The 16,557-nt window shown below is 54.1% G+C and carries 31 protein-coding genes and 1 tRNA gene; 2 read left to right on the top strand and 30 right to left on the bottom strand.

Annotated elements, in window-relative coordinates; translation table 11 throughout:
- Positions 1-89: 89 nt before the first annotated feature.
- Positions 90-162 (top strand) — tRNA-Ile (locus tag Q0W94_RS04375).
- Positions 163-247: 85 nt separating this feature from the next.
- Positions 248-619: a ferredoxin-thioredoxin reductase catalytic domain-containing protein gene (locus tag Q0W94_RS04370; RefSeq protein ID WP_297761637.1), complete on the top strand. Its 372-nt coding sequence runs from the start codon at positions 248-250 to the stop codon at positions 617-619.
- A 206-nt stretch (positions 620-825) separates the two neighbouring features.
- On the opposite strand, the gene Q0W94_RS04365 is transcribed toward Q0W94_RS04370, so the two are convergent.
- The 30 genes from Q0W94_RS04365 to rplB all read right to left on the bottom strand — a co-directional run bounded on the left by Q0W94_RS04365 (position 826) and on the right by rplB (position 16,554).
- Positions 826-975 (bottom strand): hypothetical protein, encoded by a 150-nt coding sequence (locus Q0W94_RS04365; protein ID WP_297761634.1) that lies wholly within the window; start codon positions 973-975, stop codon positions 826-828.
- Between the two features lie 161 nt (positions 976-1,136).
- Positions 1,137-1,994, bottom strand: coding sequence for an N-carbamoylputrescine amidase (gene aguB, locus Q0W94_RS04360; protein WP_297761631.1), 858 nt, complete (start codon positions 1,992-1,994; stop codon positions 1,137-1,139).
- Positions 1,991-3,016 carry an agmatine deiminase family protein gene (locus tag Q0W94_RS04355; RefSeq protein WP_297761628.1) on the bottom strand — a complete coding sequence of 342 codons (1,026 nt, stop codon included), beginning with the start codon at positions 3,014-3,016 and terminating at the stop codon, positions 1,991-1,993. The genes aguB and Q0W94_RS04355 overlap by 4 nt, the downstream gene beginning before the upstream one ends.
- Positions 3,017-3,025: 9 nt before the next feature.
- Complete coding sequence (gene rpmE, locus Q0W94_RS04350) at positions 3,026-3,301, bottom strand: 50S ribosomal protein L31 (protein ID WP_297761625.1); 276 nt, start codon at positions 3,299-3,301, stop codon at positions 3,026-3,028.
- A gap of 38 nt (positions 3,302-3,339) precedes the next feature.
- Positions 3,340-3,753 carry a 30S ribosomal protein S9 gene (rpsI, locus tag Q0W94_RS04345; RefSeq protein ID WP_297761622.1) on the bottom strand — a complete coding sequence of 138 codons (414 nt, stop codon included), beginning with the start codon at positions 3,751-3,753 and terminating at the stop codon, positions 3,340-3,342.
- A gap of 2 nt (positions 3,754-3,755) precedes the next feature.
- Entirely contained in the window at positions 3,756-4,214 is a 459-nt protein-coding gene (rplM, locus tag Q0W94_RS04340) for a 50S ribosomal protein L13 (protein WP_297761619.1), read from the bottom strand.
- 16 nt (positions 4,215-4,230) lie between these two features.
- Positions 4,231-5,085, bottom strand: a complete 855-nt coding sequence (gene truA, locus Q0W94_RS04335; protein WP_297761616.1) for a tRNA pseudouridine(38-40) synthase TruA — start codon at positions 5,083-5,085, stop codon at positions 4,231-4,233.
- A gap of 6 nt (positions 5,086-5,091) precedes the next feature.
- Positions 5,092-5,442 carry a 50S ribosomal protein L17 gene (rplQ, locus tag Q0W94_RS04330; RefSeq protein ID WP_024125581.1) on the bottom strand — a complete coding sequence of 117 codons (351 nt, stop codon included), beginning with the start codon at positions 5,440-5,442 and terminating at the stop codon, positions 5,092-5,094.
- A gap of 24 nt (positions 5,443-5,466) precedes the next feature.
- The gene (locus tag Q0W94_RS04325) at positions 5,467-6,432 is read right to left on the bottom strand and encodes a DNA-directed RNA polymerase subunit alpha (RefSeq protein ID WP_297761611.1); all 966 of its coding nucleotides are present in this window, start codon (positions 6,430-6,432) and stop codon (positions 5,467-5,469) included.
- Between the two features lie 29 nt (positions 6,433-6,461).
- Positions 6,462-6,854 (bottom strand): 30S ribosomal protein S11, encoded by a 393-nt coding sequence (rpsK, locus tag Q0W94_RS04320; RefSeq protein WP_011055959.1) that lies wholly within the window; start codon positions 6,852-6,854, stop codon positions 6,462-6,464.
- Between the two features lie 45 nt (positions 6,855-6,899).
- A complete protein-coding gene (rpsM, locus tag Q0W94_RS04315) occupies positions 6,900-7,280 on the bottom strand; it encodes a 30S ribosomal protein S13 (RefSeq protein ID WP_024125578.1) in 381 nt (126 codons plus the stop codon).
- A gap of 35 nt (positions 7,281-7,315) precedes the next feature.
- Positions 7,316-7,429 (bottom strand): 50S ribosomal protein L36, encoded by a 114-nt coding sequence (rpmJ, locus tag Q0W94_RS04310; protein ID WP_011055957.1) that lies wholly within the window; start codon positions 7,427-7,429, stop codon positions 7,316-7,318.
- A 60-nt stretch (positions 7,430-7,489) separates the two neighbouring features.
- A complete protein-coding gene (infA, locus tag Q0W94_RS04305) occupies positions 7,490-7,714 on the bottom strand; it encodes a translation initiation factor IF-1 (protein ID WP_011055956.1) in 225 nt (74 codons plus the stop codon).
- Positions 7,707-8,294 (bottom strand): adenylate kinase, encoded by a 588-nt coding sequence (locus tag Q0W94_RS04300; protein WP_297761606.1) that lies wholly within the window; start codon positions 8,292-8,294, stop codon positions 7,707-7,709. The genes infA and Q0W94_RS04300 overlap by 8 nt, the downstream gene beginning before the upstream one ends.
- Positions 8,294-9,604, bottom strand: a complete 1,311-nt coding sequence (gene secY, locus Q0W94_RS04295; protein ID WP_297761603.1) for a preprotein translocase subunit SecY — start codon at positions 9,602-9,604, stop codon at positions 8,294-8,296. The genes Q0W94_RS04300 and secY overlap by 1 nt, the downstream gene beginning before the upstream one ends.
- 12 nt (positions 9,605-9,616) lie before the next feature.
- Positions 9,617-10,081 carry a 50S ribosomal protein L15 gene (gene rplO / locus Q0W94_RS04290; RefSeq protein ID WP_297761600.1) on the bottom strand — a complete coding sequence of 155 codons (465 nt, stop codon included), beginning with the start codon at positions 10,079-10,081 and terminating at the stop codon, positions 9,617-9,619.
- Positions 10,082-10,099: 18 nt separating this feature from the next.
- A complete protein-coding gene (gene rpsE, locus Q0W94_RS04285) occupies positions 10,100-10,624 on the bottom strand; it encodes a 30S ribosomal protein S5 (protein ID WP_011055952.1) in 525 nt (174 codons plus the stop codon).
- An 11-nt stretch (positions 10,625-10,635) separates the two neighbouring features.
- Entirely contained in the window at positions 10,636-10,998 is a 363-nt protein-coding gene (gene rplR, locus Q0W94_RS04280; protein ID WP_297761596.1) for a 50S ribosomal protein L18, read from the bottom strand.
- Entirely contained in the window at positions 10,999-11,562 is a 564-nt protein-coding gene (gene rplF / locus Q0W94_RS04275) for a 50S ribosomal protein L6 (protein WP_297761593.1), read from the bottom strand.
- An 18-nt stretch (positions 11,563-11,580) separates the two neighbouring features.
- Positions 11,581-11,982, bottom strand: a complete 402-nt coding sequence (gene rpsH, locus Q0W94_RS04270) for a 30S ribosomal protein S8 (protein ID WP_297761590.1) — start codon at positions 11,980-11,982, stop codon at positions 11,581-11,583.
- A gap of 29 nt (positions 11,983-12,011) precedes the next feature.
- Positions 12,012-12,557 (bottom strand): 50S ribosomal protein L5, encoded by a 546-nt coding sequence (gene rplE / locus Q0W94_RS04265; RefSeq protein ID WP_024125571.1) that lies wholly within the window; start codon positions 12,555-12,557, stop codon positions 12,012-12,014.
- Positions 12,558-12,615: 58 nt separating this feature from the next.
- Entirely contained in the window at positions 12,616-12,969 is a 354-nt protein-coding gene (gene rplX / locus Q0W94_RS04260; protein WP_297761587.1) for a 50S ribosomal protein L24, read from the bottom strand.
- A complete protein-coding gene (gene rplN / locus Q0W94_RS04255; RefSeq protein WP_126987913.1) occupies positions 12,969-13,337 on the bottom strand; it encodes a 50S ribosomal protein L14 in 369 nt (122 codons plus the stop codon). The genes rplX and rplN overlap by 1 nt, the downstream gene beginning before the upstream one ends.
- 12 nt (positions 13,338-13,349) lie before the next feature.
- Positions 13,350-13,598, bottom strand: coding sequence for a 30S ribosomal protein S17 (rpsQ, locus tag Q0W94_RS04250; protein ID WP_297761580.1), 249 nt, complete (start codon positions 13,596-13,598; stop codon positions 13,350-13,352).
- A complete protein-coding gene (gene rpmC, locus Q0W94_RS04245; protein WP_297761576.1) occupies positions 13,598-13,810 on the bottom strand; it encodes a 50S ribosomal protein L29 in 213 nt (70 codons plus the stop codon). The genes rpsQ and rpmC overlap by 1 nt, the downstream gene beginning before the upstream one ends.
- A gap of 2 nt (positions 13,811-13,812) precedes the next feature.
- Positions 13,813-14,244, bottom strand: a complete 432-nt coding sequence (gene rplP / locus Q0W94_RS04240) for a 50S ribosomal protein L16 (RefSeq protein ID WP_297761573.1) — start codon at positions 14,242-14,244, stop codon at positions 13,813-13,815.
- Between the two features lie 14 nt (positions 14,245-14,258).
- Positions 14,259-14,975 (bottom strand): 30S ribosomal protein S3, encoded by a 717-nt coding sequence (rpsC, locus tag Q0W94_RS04235; RefSeq protein ID WP_297761570.1) that lies wholly within the window; start codon positions 14,973-14,975, stop codon positions 14,259-14,261.
- A 12-nt stretch (positions 14,976-14,987) separates the two neighbouring features.
- Positions 14,988-15,356, bottom strand: coding sequence for a 50S ribosomal protein L22 (gene rplV / locus Q0W94_RS04230; protein ID WP_011055941.1), 369 nt, complete (start codon positions 15,354-15,356; stop codon positions 14,988-14,990).
- A 30-nt stretch (positions 15,357-15,386) separates the two neighbouring features.
- Positions 15,387-15,665: a 30S ribosomal protein S19 gene (rpsS, locus tag Q0W94_RS04225; RefSeq protein ID WP_011055940.1), complete on the bottom strand. Its 279-nt coding sequence runs from the start codon at positions 15,663-15,665 to the stop codon at positions 15,387-15,389.
- A 22-nt stretch (positions 15,666-15,687) separates the two neighbouring features.
- Entirely contained in the window at positions 15,688-16,554 is an 867-nt protein-coding gene (gene rplB, locus Q0W94_RS04220) for a 50S ribosomal protein L2 (protein WP_297761566.1), read from the bottom strand.
- Positions 16,555-16,557 lie beyond the last annotated feature (3 nt).

Genomic DNA, 16,557 nt, shown 5'->3' with positions numbered 1-16,557 from the left:
AGCCACAAATCCCCCCCTCAATGACTATTCAAGCAAGCTAGCAGTAGAAGGCACCAAGGGGGACTATATTGGAAATGATAGGGATTTTGCCAGGGTTGGCCGAGCGGATGAGGCAGCGAACTCATAATTCGCCATAGGCTGGTTCAACTCCAGCACCCTGGATCTTTGCATCTTTTAATTCACGGGAGGCCAATTGAGCGATCGCCTTCCGCTACACTGAAAGAAGGTTCGTGTCGCAAATTTTGCCATGAGTAGCAGCTACAAACCCCAACAGGCCTCCGACAAAAACCTTGAAGCCATGCGCAAGTTTGCGGAAACCTATGCCAAGCGCACTGGAACCTACTTTTGTTCAGACTTAGGGACAACCGCTGTGGTTTTGGAGGGGCTAGCCAAACATAAAGACGACTATGGCTCTCCCTTGTGTCCCTGTCGCCACTATGAAGATAAAGAAGCAGAGGTGGCAGCCGCCTACTGGAACTGTCCCTGTGTGCCCATGCGGGAACGGCGGGAGTGTCACTGTCTCCTCTTTCTAACCCCGGATCATCCCTTTGCAGGTACGGCTCAAGAGATTACCTTTGAGCAAATTCGGGAGGAAACCAATCGCTTTACGGTTTCTTAGTCTTCATCCTATTGCTGTCGATGCCCCCAGACACGAACTGACAGGTGGGAATGTGGCCAAAAATTTCAGGGGTTCTAATTATTTGCAGGCAGGGGGGTAGGCAAGCCGCTCTCGCTGCTTCCCTCTGCTCAGATGTGCCTGCAAGCAGTATTAATGTGAAGATTGTAAAGATTGTAGTCAAGGCACCCCCTGCGGCAGGTTATTTATCAATCGAGGGATAAAACAGTGGCAATGCCACTGCTGAGACAAACCGTAATCACAGCTTGGACATGCCTGCAGAGGAAGATAATTCGACCTGTGGCATCGTTAGCAGAGGGACTAGAAGTACTGTAGGCAGCAAAGTTTAGAGCCGTCACTTTGATAATTTTTGATAATTGGGCAGTGATAATTGCGCAGTTGCAAAAGCAGCGGTCGGTGGGGCTAGGCCGCTGGCGATCGCGACCAGGACACTGAAATGTAGCTGTACCCTTCAGCCGTCTTTAAGAATAACCCAGGCCGATGATCATCGCGCCATAGGTCAAATAACACCATCGGCAGTCAACAAGGCTTTGTAGAGTCCGGGCCGGCGATCGCGAAAGAAGCCATAGGCCGCCCGTAGGCGCTCAATTTCCTCTAAATCAAATTTATGAACAAGCACGGCTTCTTGGGAGCGATCAGCTTCGGCCACCAGATCTCCCCTTGGATTGGCAATAAAGGAACTGCCATAAAATACTTGCCCCCCCTCATCACCAACACGGTTCGCTGCTACCACTGGAATCACGTTGGCCACTGCATGGCCAACCATCACCCGTTGCCAAGGGTCTTTGGTGTCCAGCGTGGGATCATGGGGCTCACTGCCAATGGCGGTGGGATACACGAGCACCTCTGCCCCCATGAGGGTCATCACCCGTGCTGCCTCGGGGAACCACTGATCCCAGCAGATGCCGACACCGATTCTGCCGTAGCGGGTGCGCCAGACCCGAAAGCCTGTATTTCCCGGTCGAAAGTAGAACTTTTCCTCATAGCCGGGGCCATCGGGAATATGACTTTTGCGATAGACACCAAGATTGACGCCCCCCGCATCAATCATGGCCACACTGTTGTAGTAAGCGGGGCCAGCTTTTTCAAAAAACGAGACCGGAATCACCACCTCCAGTTCCCGCGCCAACCTTTCAAAGTGGGCGATTGTCGGATGGTTTTTCACGGGGTGTGCCCGCTGAAAGTGAATCTCCCGCTCTTCCTTGCAGAAGTAGTGGCCCTCAAACAGCTCTGGCAGAACGATCACCTGTGCCCCTTGCCGATGGGCTTCCCGTACCAAATCACTGAGGTGCAGAATATTGGTCTCAACGTCATCGGTCAGTTGTGCTTGAATGGCAGCAACGGTAATTGTCCTCATGGCTCCTGCTGAGTAATGCAATGGAAAGCGCCTCCCCCTTCTAAAATGGTCCGTGCGGGCCGGCCAATGGTTCTGCGACTGGGAAAGAGCTTGGCGATCGCCTCAACCGCTTTGGTATCCGCTGCAACACCATAGGTGGGGACAACAACAGTAGTATTGGCAATATAAAAATTCATATAACTGGCCGGCAAAATTTCCCCCTTGCGGCTGAGCACCCGCCCCGGTGAAGGCACTGGGATCACCTCTAAGGAGCGCCCCTTGGCATCCGTCAGGGTTTGCAACTGCTCATAGATCGCCCGCAAAACCTCATAGTTGGGATCCTCAGTACTTTCGGGCAACATGCACACCACCCTTGCGGGAGCCACAAAACGCACCAACGTATCTATGTGGCCATCGGTGTGATCATTGGCAAGTCCCGATTCAATCCAGAGAATTTTACTCACGCCAAGGGCGGGCTTGAGGCGGGCTTCCACTTCTTCACTGCTTAAATAGGGATTGCGGTTGGGGTTGAGAAGGCACTGGCGAGTGGTGAGGCAAGTCCCTTCCCCATCTACTTCGATTGCTCCCCCCTCGAGGAACAAGGGTACGGCGCCATAGGGTATGCCCATCAGTCTGGCTAAGCGGATTGCTAAGTCGCTATCGTCAGCAAGTTGATACTTTTTGCCCCAACCATTAAAGGGTAAACAGAGAAGTCGCCGCTCCCCTGCTTCATTAATGAGCCCGATAGGTGCTGTATCCCGCAGCCAAATATCGCCAAAGGGCACTTGATAAAATTGCGGGTTGAGATCGCCTAAGTAGGAATGGGCAGTGGCTTTTCCTGTCTCATCCAGCACCAGAATTTTCAGTTGCTCGCCCCGACATTGACCCGTAACCGGATCAGGGTCAGCGATCGCCCGACAGAGGGCAGCAAACTCAAAGCGCACCTGCGGTAATAACTCTCCCCAAAGATCTTCGTGACTCGGGAAAGCTAACCAACAGGCGCGATGGGGCAGCCACTCGGCGGGCTGAAAAAAGAGGGACATAAAGAGCAATTAGCCCTTTTTGTTAGTCTTAGGTGTAGATTTAGTGGCGGCTTTTTTCCCTTTAGCTGTTTGCTGAGGTTTGGTACCGCTGTATTTACGGCGGAAGCGCTCCACCCGCCCTTCGGCGTCAACAATTTTCTGAGTACCGGTGAAGAAGGGGTGGTTACCTGACCAAATGTCTACGTGCAGTTCTGGTTTCGTGGAACCAACTGTCATAACCACTTCACCATCGCAATAGACTTTGGCTTCGGGATACCACTGGGGATGAATGTTTGGTTTTGGCATAGGAGTCTCACCACAAACGAGAAGTCAAAAACAAAATTTTAGCGTTTTGAGTATTGGGGGGCTTTGCGGGCTTTGCGCAGACCGTATTTACGCCGCTCCTTGGCACGGGGATCGCGGGTGAGATAGCCTTCCATTTTCAAGGGCTTGCGGTTTTCGATGTCCAGTTGGCACAGGGCACGGGCAATACCTAGACGAATAGCGTCCGCTTGCCCTGTCAGACCACCCCCCGTGGCATTGACATAGATATCATAGCTATTTTCAAGTCCAAGGGTTTCAAGGGGGGCCTTCACCAAGTTGAGGTAGATAGGGTTATTTTGCAGGTAGTCAGCCCCATTGCGGCCATTGATCAATAACTGACCGCTACCAGGAATCAATCGCACCCGTGCTACGGCCGACTTACGGCGACCTGTTCCCAAGTAAACTACCCGCTTAGACTGATCAGCAATCTGCATTGTTAGGCTCCCGGAATCGTGTTAAGGGTCAAAGGCTGGGGTTTTTGCGCTTGGTGGGGATGCTCTGGCCCAGCATAAACTTTCAGCTTGGTAAAGAGTTTGCGGCCAAGGGAATTTTTCGGCAGCATCCCCTTGACAGCGTGCTCAATAATCCGCTCTGGAATACGGGCTTGCAGTTGATCAAAGGTTTCAATTTTCATGCCGCCGGGACGTCCGGAGTGACGACGGTAGAGTTTTTGGGAGCGTTTTCTGCCAGTGACGGTGACCTTTTCGGCATTGATGACAATCACAAAGTCACCCGTATCCATGTGGGGGGTGTAAATCGCTTTGTTTTTGCCCCTGAGAATGCGGGCAATTTCTGCGGCCAGCCGACCCAACCGTTGATCGGTGGCATCAATGACATACCACTGGGGAGCAAGGTCATCCACAGCCGGCAGGGGTGTCTTTAGGGTACTGGTCATCACAAACTCCATAGTTCTATGCGATAGACAATTCAGGGCAAACAGAGGCTAACTGGAACTGGGGCATCGCCTCGGTGCACAGGGCAGGGGGGAACGGTGATTCAGGATAACCCACCCCCAATAGACAAAGGCCGCTGGGGGGTGCAGCATACTTGACAAGGTGGCGTTGCTCCTGTTGCCAAATTTCCGTAAAACTGGCGGGCGATCGCTGGCCTTGTCCCACCTGTACCAAAAGGCCCACCAACAGGCGCATCATGCCGTAGAGAAATCCGGAAGCTTGTACCTCAATTTCCACAAGGGCGCCGCGCCGCTGGCAACTCACCGCCTGTACCTCCACCCAAGAATGGGCACGATTGGAGCCAGAACGGTGAAATGCACTTAGGTGATGCCGCCCCAACAATGGCTGAAGCACTGCTGCCATTTTTGCCACATCCAAGGGGGCATAGTAGTAGTGCCATGTCCAAGGCCGCAGAAAGATATTGGGGCAGGGGTCGGTATAGAGAGTATAGCGATAGCGACGCCACAGCGCTGAGAAACGGGCATGCCAGTGAGGAGGCACAGCCGCCGCCGCCCGAATCACCACATCAGCGGGCAGGCGAGCATTGAGAATCCCCGGCCAACGATGCACAGGAATAGGCGAGTTGACCGTGACATGGGCCACTTGACCCGCTGCATGAACCCCTGTGTCCGTGCGCCCTGCGGCAACCACAGAGACGGGATGATTGACAACACTGGCGATCGCCTGCTCAATCACCTCCTGCACCGTGCGCTGGCCCACTTGGCGTTGCCAGCCGTGGAAGTGGGTGCCCTGGTACTGAATGAGCAGTGCCAAGCGTTGGCCGCTTTGAGGCGGGGCGATCGCTGTCATCATTGCCTGCTACACCAGCTCAATGACTGCCAATTCGGCGTTATCACCCCGCCGCCGCACACTGCGGATAATACGGGTATAGCCACCCTTGCGATCGCCATAGCGCCCTGGAGCCTGGGCAAACAGAGCATGTACCAGTTGCTTATCGTAGAGATAGCCAAGGGCACGCCGCCGTGCCGCCAAGGAACCATCCTTTGCCAAGGTGATCATCCGCTCGGCCTCTGCGCGGACAGCCTTCGCCCGCGCTTTGGTGGTGGTAATGCGGCCATGGCGAATCAGCTCAGTGGTCAATGCCCGCAGCAGTGCTTTTCGTTGATCCGCTGGTAGTCCTAGTTGGGGAACCCGACGTTGGTGACGCATAATAGGTAAACCTCACTCATCTTTCTAGTTACGGGCCGCTTTTTGGGGCGGTAGCGTAATTCCCAAGTGTTTTTGTAGGGCTTCGATCACTTCCTCAGCCGACTTTTGACCGAAGTTTTTGATCTCCAGTAGCTCTTCTTGGGAGTACTCAAGGAGATCAGCCACCGTATTCACTTGGGCACGCTTGAGACAGTTGTAGGCACGGACCGACAAATTAAGTTGCTCAATGGGAATTTGCCCCGTTTCGTCATGCTCATCGCTGGGGGTGGCCTCAGAGGTGTGTAGGGGCACTTCCTTCAAGGGGCTAAAGAGATCCACAAGAATCGTTGCCGCCTGATTGAGGGCATCCTGGGGAGTCAAGCTGCCATTTGTCCAGATTTCCAGCTTTAGGTAGTCTTGGAGTTGGCGATCGCCCTCTGCACCGGCACTGCGCACAGAGTCAACGGTATAGTTCACCCGCCGCACGGGCATAAAGACAGCATCCAATTGGAGATAGTCCAAGGCAAGGCGATCGTCCCGCACCCGCTCCACCGAGCGATAGCCGCGATCCCTTTCAATCTTGAATTCCATCTCCAAGGTTGCCCCCGGCATCAGCGTGGCAATATAGTGGTTGGGGTTGACCACCTCCACTTCAGAGCCAAGTTGCACCATACCAGCGGTGACCGTCAATGGCTCATCCGCAGGGGCTTGAGCAAAAAGACGACCCATTTGGGGTTCTGAGGTGTGGCTGCGAATTACCAACTGCTTCATTTGCAGCAAAATATCCATGACATCTTCGCGCACACCGGGAATCGTCGAAAACTCATGATTGACGCCAGCGATCCGCACCGCTGTCACGGCACTACCGGGTAAGTTGGCAAGGAGAACCCGCCGCAGGGCATTTCCCACCGTAATCCCTTGACCAGGGGCGAGGGGATGCAGTGCAAATTGGCCATACTGCCCCTGATCCTCCTCAACCCGTGTTTCCAAACATTCAATTTGATATGCCATAGCTGTGCTCCCAAGTGACCCAAACTAACTTAAACCCGCCGCCGTTTGGGGGGACGACAACCATTATGGGGAATGGGGGTCACATCCCGAATGAGGGTAATTTCTAGGCCTGCGGCTTGCAGCGCCCGAATCGCTGTTTCTCGACCGGAGCCAGGACCACTCACCATGACCTCAATTTGCCGCATCCCCTGATCAATGGCACGGCGAGCCGCATTATCAGCAGCAGTTTGGGCTGCAAAGGGTGTGCCTTTTTTGGCACCTTTGAAACCACTGGAGCCAGCGGAGGCCCAAGCAATCACCTCCCCATTGGGGTCGGTAATTGAGACAATCGTATTATTAAATGTGGACTGAATGTGGGCAACGCCACTGGGGACGTTGCGCTTTTGCTTACGAGGGCCAGAGCGTTTTGCAGAGGGTGCCATAATCTATCCAAACCGTGAATCAGGTAGCAGGAGCGGAAAAACTTATTATTTCTTAGCAGCAGGTTTTTTCTTACCAGCCACAGTGCGACGACCACCACGACGGGTACGAGCATTGGTACGGGTGCGCTGACCACGAACCGGCAATCCAAGGCGATGCCGCCGCCCTCGATAGCAGCCAATGTCCATGAGCCGCTTGATATTCATGGCCTCAAGGCGGCGCAGATCCCCCTCCACTTGGTACTCGTCAATCGCAGCCCGCAATGCCGCAATATCGGCATCCGTTAAATCGCGGGTGCGTGTATCAGGATTGACACCCGTTTTTGCCAAAATTTCTTTGGAGCGGGTTAAGCCAATGCCATAGATGTAGGTGAGGGCAATTTCAATCCGTTTGTCGCGGGGTAAATCAACACCAGCAATACGAGCCATGAATCTAGTTCCTATGTGTGTGCAACAACAGTGGGTTACCCTTGGCGCTGCTTGTGTTTCGGGTTGGTGCAGATCACCATCACCCGGCCACGTCGCCGAATGACGCGGCATTTTTCACAAATACGCCGTACCGATGCTCTTACTTTCATATCAGTTGCTCATGTAGTCGCAAATTTTATATGTTAGCAGAGTGGCCAGTAAAGATCAAACTACTTTTTGCGCAGACGATAGGTAATCCGCCCCTTGGTCAAGTCATAGGGGGTCAATTCCACCTTGACGCGATCGCCCGGCAAAATCTTGATGTAGTTGCGGCGAATCTTCCCAGAAATATGAGCAAGGACATTGAAGCCATTGTCCAGATCCACCCGAAACATGGCGTTGGGCAATGACTCGGTCACTGTCCCTTCAATTTCAATGGCATCCTGTTTAGACACGGTTCACCTCCCCAATACGTGCTTGAATGGCAGCAGTTACCTCTTCGATCGTACGCGTTCCATCAATGTGCACAAACTTAGGATGACTCATGTACTGTTGAATCATCGGTAGGGTTTCCCGCTCATAGACCTGTAGCCGCTTAAAGATGGTTTCTGGGGTATCATCGGAGCGCTGCTGACCATTGGTAGCTTGCTTGGCGCGATTTAGGGCGCGTTCTTGGAGAATCGCCGCGGGCACATCTAAAAAAAGCAAGTAATCATAGTCTTGGTGAATGCTTTTAAGCATCTCCTCAAAGACCGCTGCCTGTGCCACATTGCGGGGAAACCCGTCCAAAAGCCAACCCGCTGTCGTATCTGGCTGTTGCAAGCGATTGGCCACCATATCCACAATCAACTGATCTGGTACCAGTTCACCGCGATCCATGTAGCGTTGAGCCTGTTGACCGAGGGGGGTGCCGGCAGCTCGCTCTGCCCGCAGAATATCCCCTATAGAAATATGGGGAATGCCCAAGAGCGTGGTCAGAATTGCCGCCTGTGTTCCTTTACCCGAACCGGGGCCGCCAAACAAAATTAAGCGCATTACTGCTTCACCATCCCCTCATAACGTTGCGAAATCACATAGGTTTGAATTTGCTTTGAGGTGTCAATCGCCACCCCCACCAAGATCAACAGGGAGGTTGCCCCCAGCCCTTGAAATGTTGTTACTTTGGTGGCACTCTCGACTGCTGTGGGAATAATTGCCACCAGCCCCAAAAAAATTGCCCCTAGGAATGTCAAGCGGTTGAGAACCCGCTCGAGGTAATCAGAAGTCGCTTTCCCCGGTCGGATCCCCGGAATACTGGCGCCCATTTTTTTCAAGTTTTGGGACATATCCACGGGGTTGACCACTAAGGAGGAGTAAAAGTAGCTAAAGAAGAGAATCAACAGCAAATAAAAAGTCACGTATAGCCAGGGTGTCGGCCCTGCCGGAGAAACATAACTGGCGAATCGGGCCACGAGTTCGTTACGGGTAAACTGTGCCAATGTTGAGGGCAGAATCAGTACCGCCGAGGCAAAAATGATCGGCATCACCCCCCCTTGGTTCAAGCGCAGGGGCAGGTAACTGGTTTGCTCGCGGTAGAGCTTACGCCCCACTTGGCGACGTGCCGAAACAATAGGGATGCGGCGGGTCCCCTCCTGAACGAAGACAATGCCGACAATCATGGCTAAAAAGACAGCCACAAGGATAACAATGCCGCCGATGTTGCCACCACTTTCCGCAAGGGCGATCGTCTGGCCCACCGAGGCAGGTAAGTAGGCAACAATGCTCAAAAAGATCAAGAGGGAAGCGCCATTACCCACCCCTCGCTCAGTAATCAATTCGGAAATCCACATCACCACCATGGAGCCAGCGGTAAGGCCAAGAACAATCTCAGCTACAAACCACGGCCCCGGGTGTAAAGCAGCACCGGGAATTGAACTGACAAAAATGGCAATACCGAAGCTTTGCAGAACCGCCCAGCCCACAGCGACGTAGCGAGTAATTTGGGAAATTTTGCGACGGCCGGCTTCCCCTTCGTCTTTTTGGAGTCGCTCCAAGGAGGGGAGAGCAGCAGTCAGCAGCTGCATGATGATGGAGGCGTTAATATAGGGCAGGATGCCAAGGGCAAAAATCCCAAGGGCAGAGAGGCCACCGCCTGAAAAGATGTCCAGGAAGCGAATCACGGCATTATCTTGAACGCTCTGGGCAAAAACGGCGCGCTCTATTCCCGGAATGGGTAGATAGATACCAAGCCGCACTAAGATTAGTAGCCCAATGGTGATCAGGAGTCGCCCCCGCAGACCCGCCGCTTGAGCCATCTGCATAAATGTTTCTTGGGCAGTGGGTGCCTTGCCGCGATTCACAATCATATTGGAGTTCCTCTATTCACTGTCGGCAGCAACGGAGGTCTCCACACATACCCCACCAGCGGCTTCAATCTTACTGCGGGCACTGCCACTAAAGGCAGCCGCATGAACCTCTAGCTTGACATTTAGCTCACCATCCCCTAACACCTTAAGGGGATATTTGGCGGTGGTGAGAATGCCAGCCTCCAGGAGGGACTCAACCGTCACTACACTATTGGCCGGTAGGGTATTGAGACGACCCACGTTGATCGTAGTGTAAACCTTCCGGTTGACGAGGGGAAAGTGCTTGAGTTTGGGGAGACGACGGTAGAGGGGGTTTTGACCGCCTTCAAAGCCGGGACGGGTGGAGCGACCAGAACGAGATTTTTGCCCCCGCATACCAAAGCCACCGCTTGCCCCTTGACCTGCGGCAATACCCCGACCAATCCGCCGTTTGCGCCGTCGCGATCCCGCTTGGGGGTGCAGATCTTGAAACCGCATGGATAACTCCTAACTAAACTATTTGCTGTAGAGATTTTCAATGGGGATTTCCCGCTCCTCGGCGACTTCTTGGAAGGTGCGCAACGCCGCAAGGGCTTCAAGAGCGGCACGGGCATTGTTGAGGGGGTTGCTGGATCCCAGTTGTTTGGCCAGCACATTGCGTACACCTGCTAGTTCAAGGACGGTGCGCACAGAGCCACCAGCAATCACCCCAGTTCCCGGTGCAGCGGGGCGAATCATGACGCGGGCAGCACCGCCTTCGCCAAAGGTGGGGTGGGGAATAGAGTTGGATTTGGTGATCGGGACATCAATAAGGTGCTTCTTGCCATCAGCTACGCCTTTGCGCACCGCACCAATGACATCGGCGGCTTTGCCGACACCCACACCCACTTGGCCACGCTCGTTGCCAACGACAACAATGGCGCGGAAGCTGAGTTTCTTACCGCCTTTCACCACTTTGGAGACGCGGCGGATCTGAACGACCCGCTCTTGCCAGTCGGTTTCTTTTTCAACTTTGCGGGGGTTTTTACGACGATTTGCCATCGGGTGATCCTCTAAAAGTCTAATCCAGCTTCACGGGCAGCCTCCGCCAAGGCCTTAACACGACCATGGTAGATATTGCCACCCCGATCAAAGACAACGCGCTCAATGCCAGCGGCTTTGGCGCGCTCTGCAATCAGTCGCCCCACTTCGATGGAGGCAGCGCAGGTGCTTCCATCCCCCAGTTTTTGCCGCAGTTCTGGCTCAAGGCTTGAGGCGGCAACCAGGGTGTGGTGCCGGGTGTCATCAATCACTTGGGCATAGATGTGCTGATGGGAACGGAAGACAGCGAGGCGGGGGCGATCGCTGGTCCCTTTGACTTTGCGGCGAATGCGCCGATGCCGACTTTGGCGAGCTGCAATACGAGTTTGCTTCATCTATTTCTTCCCTGTCTTACCAACTTTACGACGCACAAATTCACCCATATAGCGGATACCCTTGCCCTTGTAAGGTTCAGGGGGGCGCACGGCGCGAATACGGGCAGAGGTGTTGCCGACCAGTTCTTTATCAATACCACTGACGAGGACAATCGTGCCTTGCTGGACTTTTTTACCTTGGTTGTCCTCGATTTCTAGAGTAATGCCCTCAGGCGGCACGATCTCAACGGGGTGGCTGTAGCCCATACTGAGGACAAGGGTTTTGCCTTGGAGCTGGGCACGGTAACCAACCCCTTGAATCTCGAGCTTTTTCGTAAACCCTTGGGAGACACCTTCTACCATGTTGGCCAGTAGTGTGCGGCAGAGGCCGTGGCGTTCTTTGGCCGGTCGAGAGTCATCGCGGCGTTTGACGACAATCGTTTCGCCCTCTTGGGCAACATTCACTTCCGGGGGAAAAATGCGACTGAGTTGACCCTTAGGACCCTTGACCGTGACTTGCTGCCCGTCTAGGGTAAGGGTGACATTCTTTGGCAGAGGGATGGGACGCTTGCCAATACGAGACATGTGGGACTTCCTCCGAACTTACCAAACGTAACAGAGTACTTCGCCGCCAATGCCCTGCTTCCGTGCCTCGCGATCAGTCATGATGCCGCTTGAGGTGGAAATGATGGCAATGCCGATGCCACCGAGCACCCGGGGCAACTCACGGGAATTGGCATAGACGCGCAGACCAGGTTTACTCACCCGCTTGAGCGCAGTAATAATCGGCTGGCGCTGCTTGCCGCGATATTTTAGGGAAACCACAAGATGCCGTTTGACGCCCTCCCCTTGCTCTTCAAAATCGCGAATAAACCCTTCCGCTTTCAGGACCTGCGCAATACTGCGGGTCATGCGCGTGGCCGGAATTGTGGTGGTTTGATGACGCGCAAGGTTTGCGTTGCGGATGCGAGTTAGCATATCGCCAATCGTGTCATTTACTGCCATAGTTGCTCCTTAAAAATCTGCCTCCGGCGTTAGTTCTCACGGAACGGCATGCCCATTGCTTTAAGCAGGGCACGTCCTTCTTCATCAGTATTGGCAGTGGTGATGATTGAGACATCCATGCCGCGAATTTGATCAATGTCGTCGTAGTTGACCTCGGGGAAAATCAGTTGCTCACGCAAACCTAGGGTGTAGTTGCCCCGGCCATCAAAGCTTTTGGGGTTGACACCACGAAAGTCACGAATACGTGGCAGTGCCAAGTTAATCAAGCGATCCAAGAAGGCATACATGCGATCGGAACGCAACGTCACAGCAACCCCCACCGGCATGCCTTTGCGAATTTTGAAGCCAGCGATCGCCTTCTTGGCACGGGTCACCACAGGCTTTTGGCCTGTAATTGTAGCAATTTCTGCCAGGGTGGCTTCAAGGGCTTTGGCATTTTGCGCCGCTTCACCGAGACCCCGGTTGACGGTCACTTTGACAATCTTGGGCACTTGGTGAATATTTTTGTACTGGAATTGCTGCATCAGCTGCGGCACAACGGTTTTGTTGTAGTGATCTTTGAGGCGTTGGGACATGGGGCTTCTCCTAGGGGCATTCTCTGGGCTGGGTCAGAGAGGGGGAAACAGGTGAGACCTAATCAATGATTTCGCCAGTTTTCTTGAGCATCCGTACCTTACGACCATCTTCGGTGTAGGTGTAGCAGATGCGGCTGGCCACGTTTTGCTTGGTGGAGTAGAGCATCACCTTGCAACTGTAAATCGGGGCTTCTTTGGTGATAATTTGCCCCGATTCTCCCTCTTGGCGGGGCTTGATGTGTTTGGTTTTCAGGTTGACTCCTTTGACAATTACCTGACTGGTTTTGGGAAAAACGGCGAGGACTTCACCCACTTTGGCTTTGTCCTTGCCGGCGATGACTTGAACCATATCCCCTTTTTTCACGTGCATGCGATAGCGCACGGGCTTTTTGTTTGCTTTCTTGGCCGCCATTAGAGTACCTCCGGTGCCAATGAAACAATTTTTGTGAAGTTTTTATCCCGTAGCTCGCGAGCCACAGGGCCAAAGACACGGGTACCGCGAGGGTTGCCATCTTGGTTGATCAAGACAGCGGCGTTATCATCAAAGCGGATGCTCATGCCACTTTCGCGGCGGATGGTTTTGCGGGTGCGCACAATGACAGCGCGAACCACATCGGATTTTTTTACTGCCATATTGGGAGTCGCATCTTTGACGGTGGCAATGATCACATCGCCCACACTACCGTAGCGACGGTTACTGCCCCCGAGCACACGAATGCAGAGGAGCTTTTTGGCGCCGCTGTTATCAGCAACATTGAGATAGGTTTCCTGTTGAATCATGGCTGGCTCTCCTTAGGTAGTGCGAGGGCTGAGAATCTCGGCAATGACCCAACGCTTGGTGCGACTCAGGGGACGGGTTTCCCGAATGCGCACGCGATCGCCCACTTTGGCTTCGTTGTTTTCATCATGGGCTTTATAGCGGCGGGTTTTGACGACAATTTTGCCGTACTTGGGATGGGGGGCGCGGTTTTCGACGGCCACGACCACGGTTTTTTGCATTTTGTCGCTGACGACAACGCCAACACGTTCTTTAACTGCCACTAGCCTTGACCTCCACTGCGGCGACGTTCATTCTCAAGGGTTAAAAGCTGTGCCAACTCGTGGCGCAGATGTTTAAATTGATGGGGCTTGACCTCTTGACGAGTGGCTTTTTTGAAGCGCAGCTCAAAAAGCTCTTTCTTAATCGCAGCAATGCGATCGCTCACCTCTTGATCAGTTAGTTGCCGCAGATCTTTCATTTTCGTGAGTGCCATTCTTAACCCTCCTGTTGTTGCTCGTCTTGATTGCGCACCAGAAAACGGGTCTTGATCGGCATTTTGTAGGCAGCAAGACGCATGGCTTCGCGAGCAACCTCCTCTGTCACACCAGCAATTTCATACATAATGCGACCAGGTTTGACCACCGCCACCCAGTACTCCGGTGACCCTTTCCCTGACCCCATCCGTGTTTCTGCAGGCCGCATCGTCACGGGCTTGTCGGGGAAAATGCGAATCCAGATTTTGCCACCGCGGCGGATATAGCGGGTCATGGCACGACGGCCGGCCTCAATTTGCCGTGCAGTGATCCAAGCAGGTTCAAGGGCTTGAAGGGCATAGTCGCCAAAGTGGATGGAGTTACCGCGACTGGCAACCCCCGTCATGCGACCCCGCTGCTGTTTGCGAAATTTTGTACGCTTTGGACTTAGCATCGGTAGCTTCCCTGTTAGTTAGAGCGATTTTCAAATTGGGGTAGACGGCGCTGTGGGCTACGGCGAGTGGCTTCCCGTGGAACTACTTCCGTTTGTCCCGGCAGAACTTCACCCTTAAAGATCCACACCTTCACACCCAAAATGCCATAAATCGTGCGGGCGGTGCGGTAGGCATAGTCAATGTCTGCCCTGAGGGTATGCAGGGGAACTCGCCCTTCCCGTGTCCACTCGGTGCGGGCAATTTCTGCCCCATTCAGGCGACCCGCCACTTGGACTTTGATCCCCTCAATCCCTGCTCGCTGCGCCCGCTGAATAGCTTGGCGCACGGCCCTGCGGAAGGCCACCCGTCGCTCTAGTTGCTGGGTGATGTATTCCGCCAAGAGGCTGGCCTCCGCATCCACTCGGCTGACTTCCACCACGTTCACTTTGATCGTGCGGTTACTAGGAAGCATCTGCCGCAGTTGCTTGCGCAATTCCTCAATCCCTTGGCCGCCTTTGCCAACCACGACACCGGGACGGGCGGTGCGAATTTGCAACTCCACTTGATCCGCTTTGCGCTCAATGCGCACTTCCGCAATGCCAGCGTTGGCCAGTTGCTTGTTAATAAACGTGCGGATGCGGTGATCCTCCTGCAAGAGCTCGGGATAGCGATCGCTATCGGCGAACCAGCGGGAGCGATGTTCTTGTGTAATGCCGAGGCGAAAGCCAATTGGGTGAATCTTCTGTCCCACGGTGGTATCCTTCTACGATTCGTCAGCAGTGTTTTGGGGCGCCACAGCAATTGTGATGTGGCAGGTGGGTTTGCGAATTTGGTAAGCGCGGCCTTGGGCACGGGGGCGGAACCGCTTCAGGCAAGGCCCTTGATCGGCATAGGCCTGACTAATCACCAAGGTGGCGGGATCCAAGCCTAAATTGTGGGTGGCATTAGCTGCCGCCGAGCGCAGGACCTTCGTAATCGGCTCGCAGGCACGATAGGGCATAAAGCGCAGCATAATGAGGGCATCGCGGTAGGTGCGACCCCGCAGTTGATCTAGTACCCGCCGCACTTTGTGGGGTGACATGCGGACATACTTGGCGCAGGCACGGGCAGTAGGAGAAGAGGTAGAAACCATAGACGGCGATCCCAGAGGCGAACAAGAGAATCAATGGCGGGCTTTTTTATCGCCCTTAACATGACTGCGGAAGTTGCGGGTGGGGGCAAATTCCCCCAGTTTGTGACCCACCATTTGCTCAGTGATGTACACGGGCACGTGCTGTTTGCCGTTGTGGACGGCGATCGTGTGGCCAATCATTTCTGGCACAATTGTTGAGGCACGCGACCAGGTTTTGATCACTTCCTTGGCATTGCGCTCATTGAGGGCTTCAATCTTGCGTAAGAGATGATCCGCCACAAAGGGGCCTTTTTTTAATGAACGTCCCATAACCTAACTTCTCCGCAAAAACCTAAGACTGACGACCACCGCGACCCCGCTTGGAAGACTTCTTGCGACGACGCACAATGAGGGCATCACTGAGTTTCTTCTTCTTGCGAGTTTTGTAACCTAGAGTGGGCTTACCCCAAGGAGTAACAGGTCCAGGACGACCAATGGGAGCCCGCCCTTCACCACCACCGTGGGGGTGATCCACAGGGTTCATCACCGAACCACGCACCTTCGGACGACGACCTTTCCAGCGATTGCGACCGGCTTTGCCCAAACTGATGTTGTTGGCTTCCACATTCCCCACCTGGCCAATGGTGGCATAGCACTCCTTCCGGAAGAGCCGCACTTCACCCGAAGGAAGCTTGAGGGTGACCATGTCACCTTCCTTGGCCACCACCTGGGCCATGGCACCAGCAGCTCGCACCATTTGCGCACCGCGACCGGGGGTAATTTCCACATTGTGAACGCTGGTACCCAAGGGAATTTTACCCAAGGGAAGGGCGTTACCCACTTCGATAGGGGCCTCAGGACTGGCAATAATCTCCGTGCCAGGGGTCAAATCGCGAGGATGGATGATGTAGCGCTTTTCACCATCACGGTAGTGGAGCAGGGCAATGCGGGCATTGCGGTTGGGGTCGTACTCCACGGTTGCCACTTTGGCAGGGATATTGAGCTTGCTGCTGCGGCGAAAATCAACAATGCGGTAGCGACGCTTGTGGCCACCACCCCGCCGCCGACTGGTAATCACACCGCGATTGTTGCGGCCTTTGTCGCGCTTGAAGCCACGGGTCAGCGACTTTTCGGGCTTGTCGGTGGTAATTTCAGCAAAGTCAGAAACGGTTTTTTGGCGAACGCCGGGGGTGTAGGGTCGGTAAACGCGAATGCCCATGAT

Source organism: Thermosynechococcus sp. (assembly GCF_025999095.1).
In the GTDB taxonomy this organism is placed as follows: domain Bacteria; phylum Cyanobacteriota; class Cyanobacteriia; order Thermosynechococcales; family Thermosynechococcaceae; genus Thermosynechococcus.
Note: the sequence above shows the minus strand (reverse complement) of the source record. Positions and strands in the feature narration are given on the sequence as shown.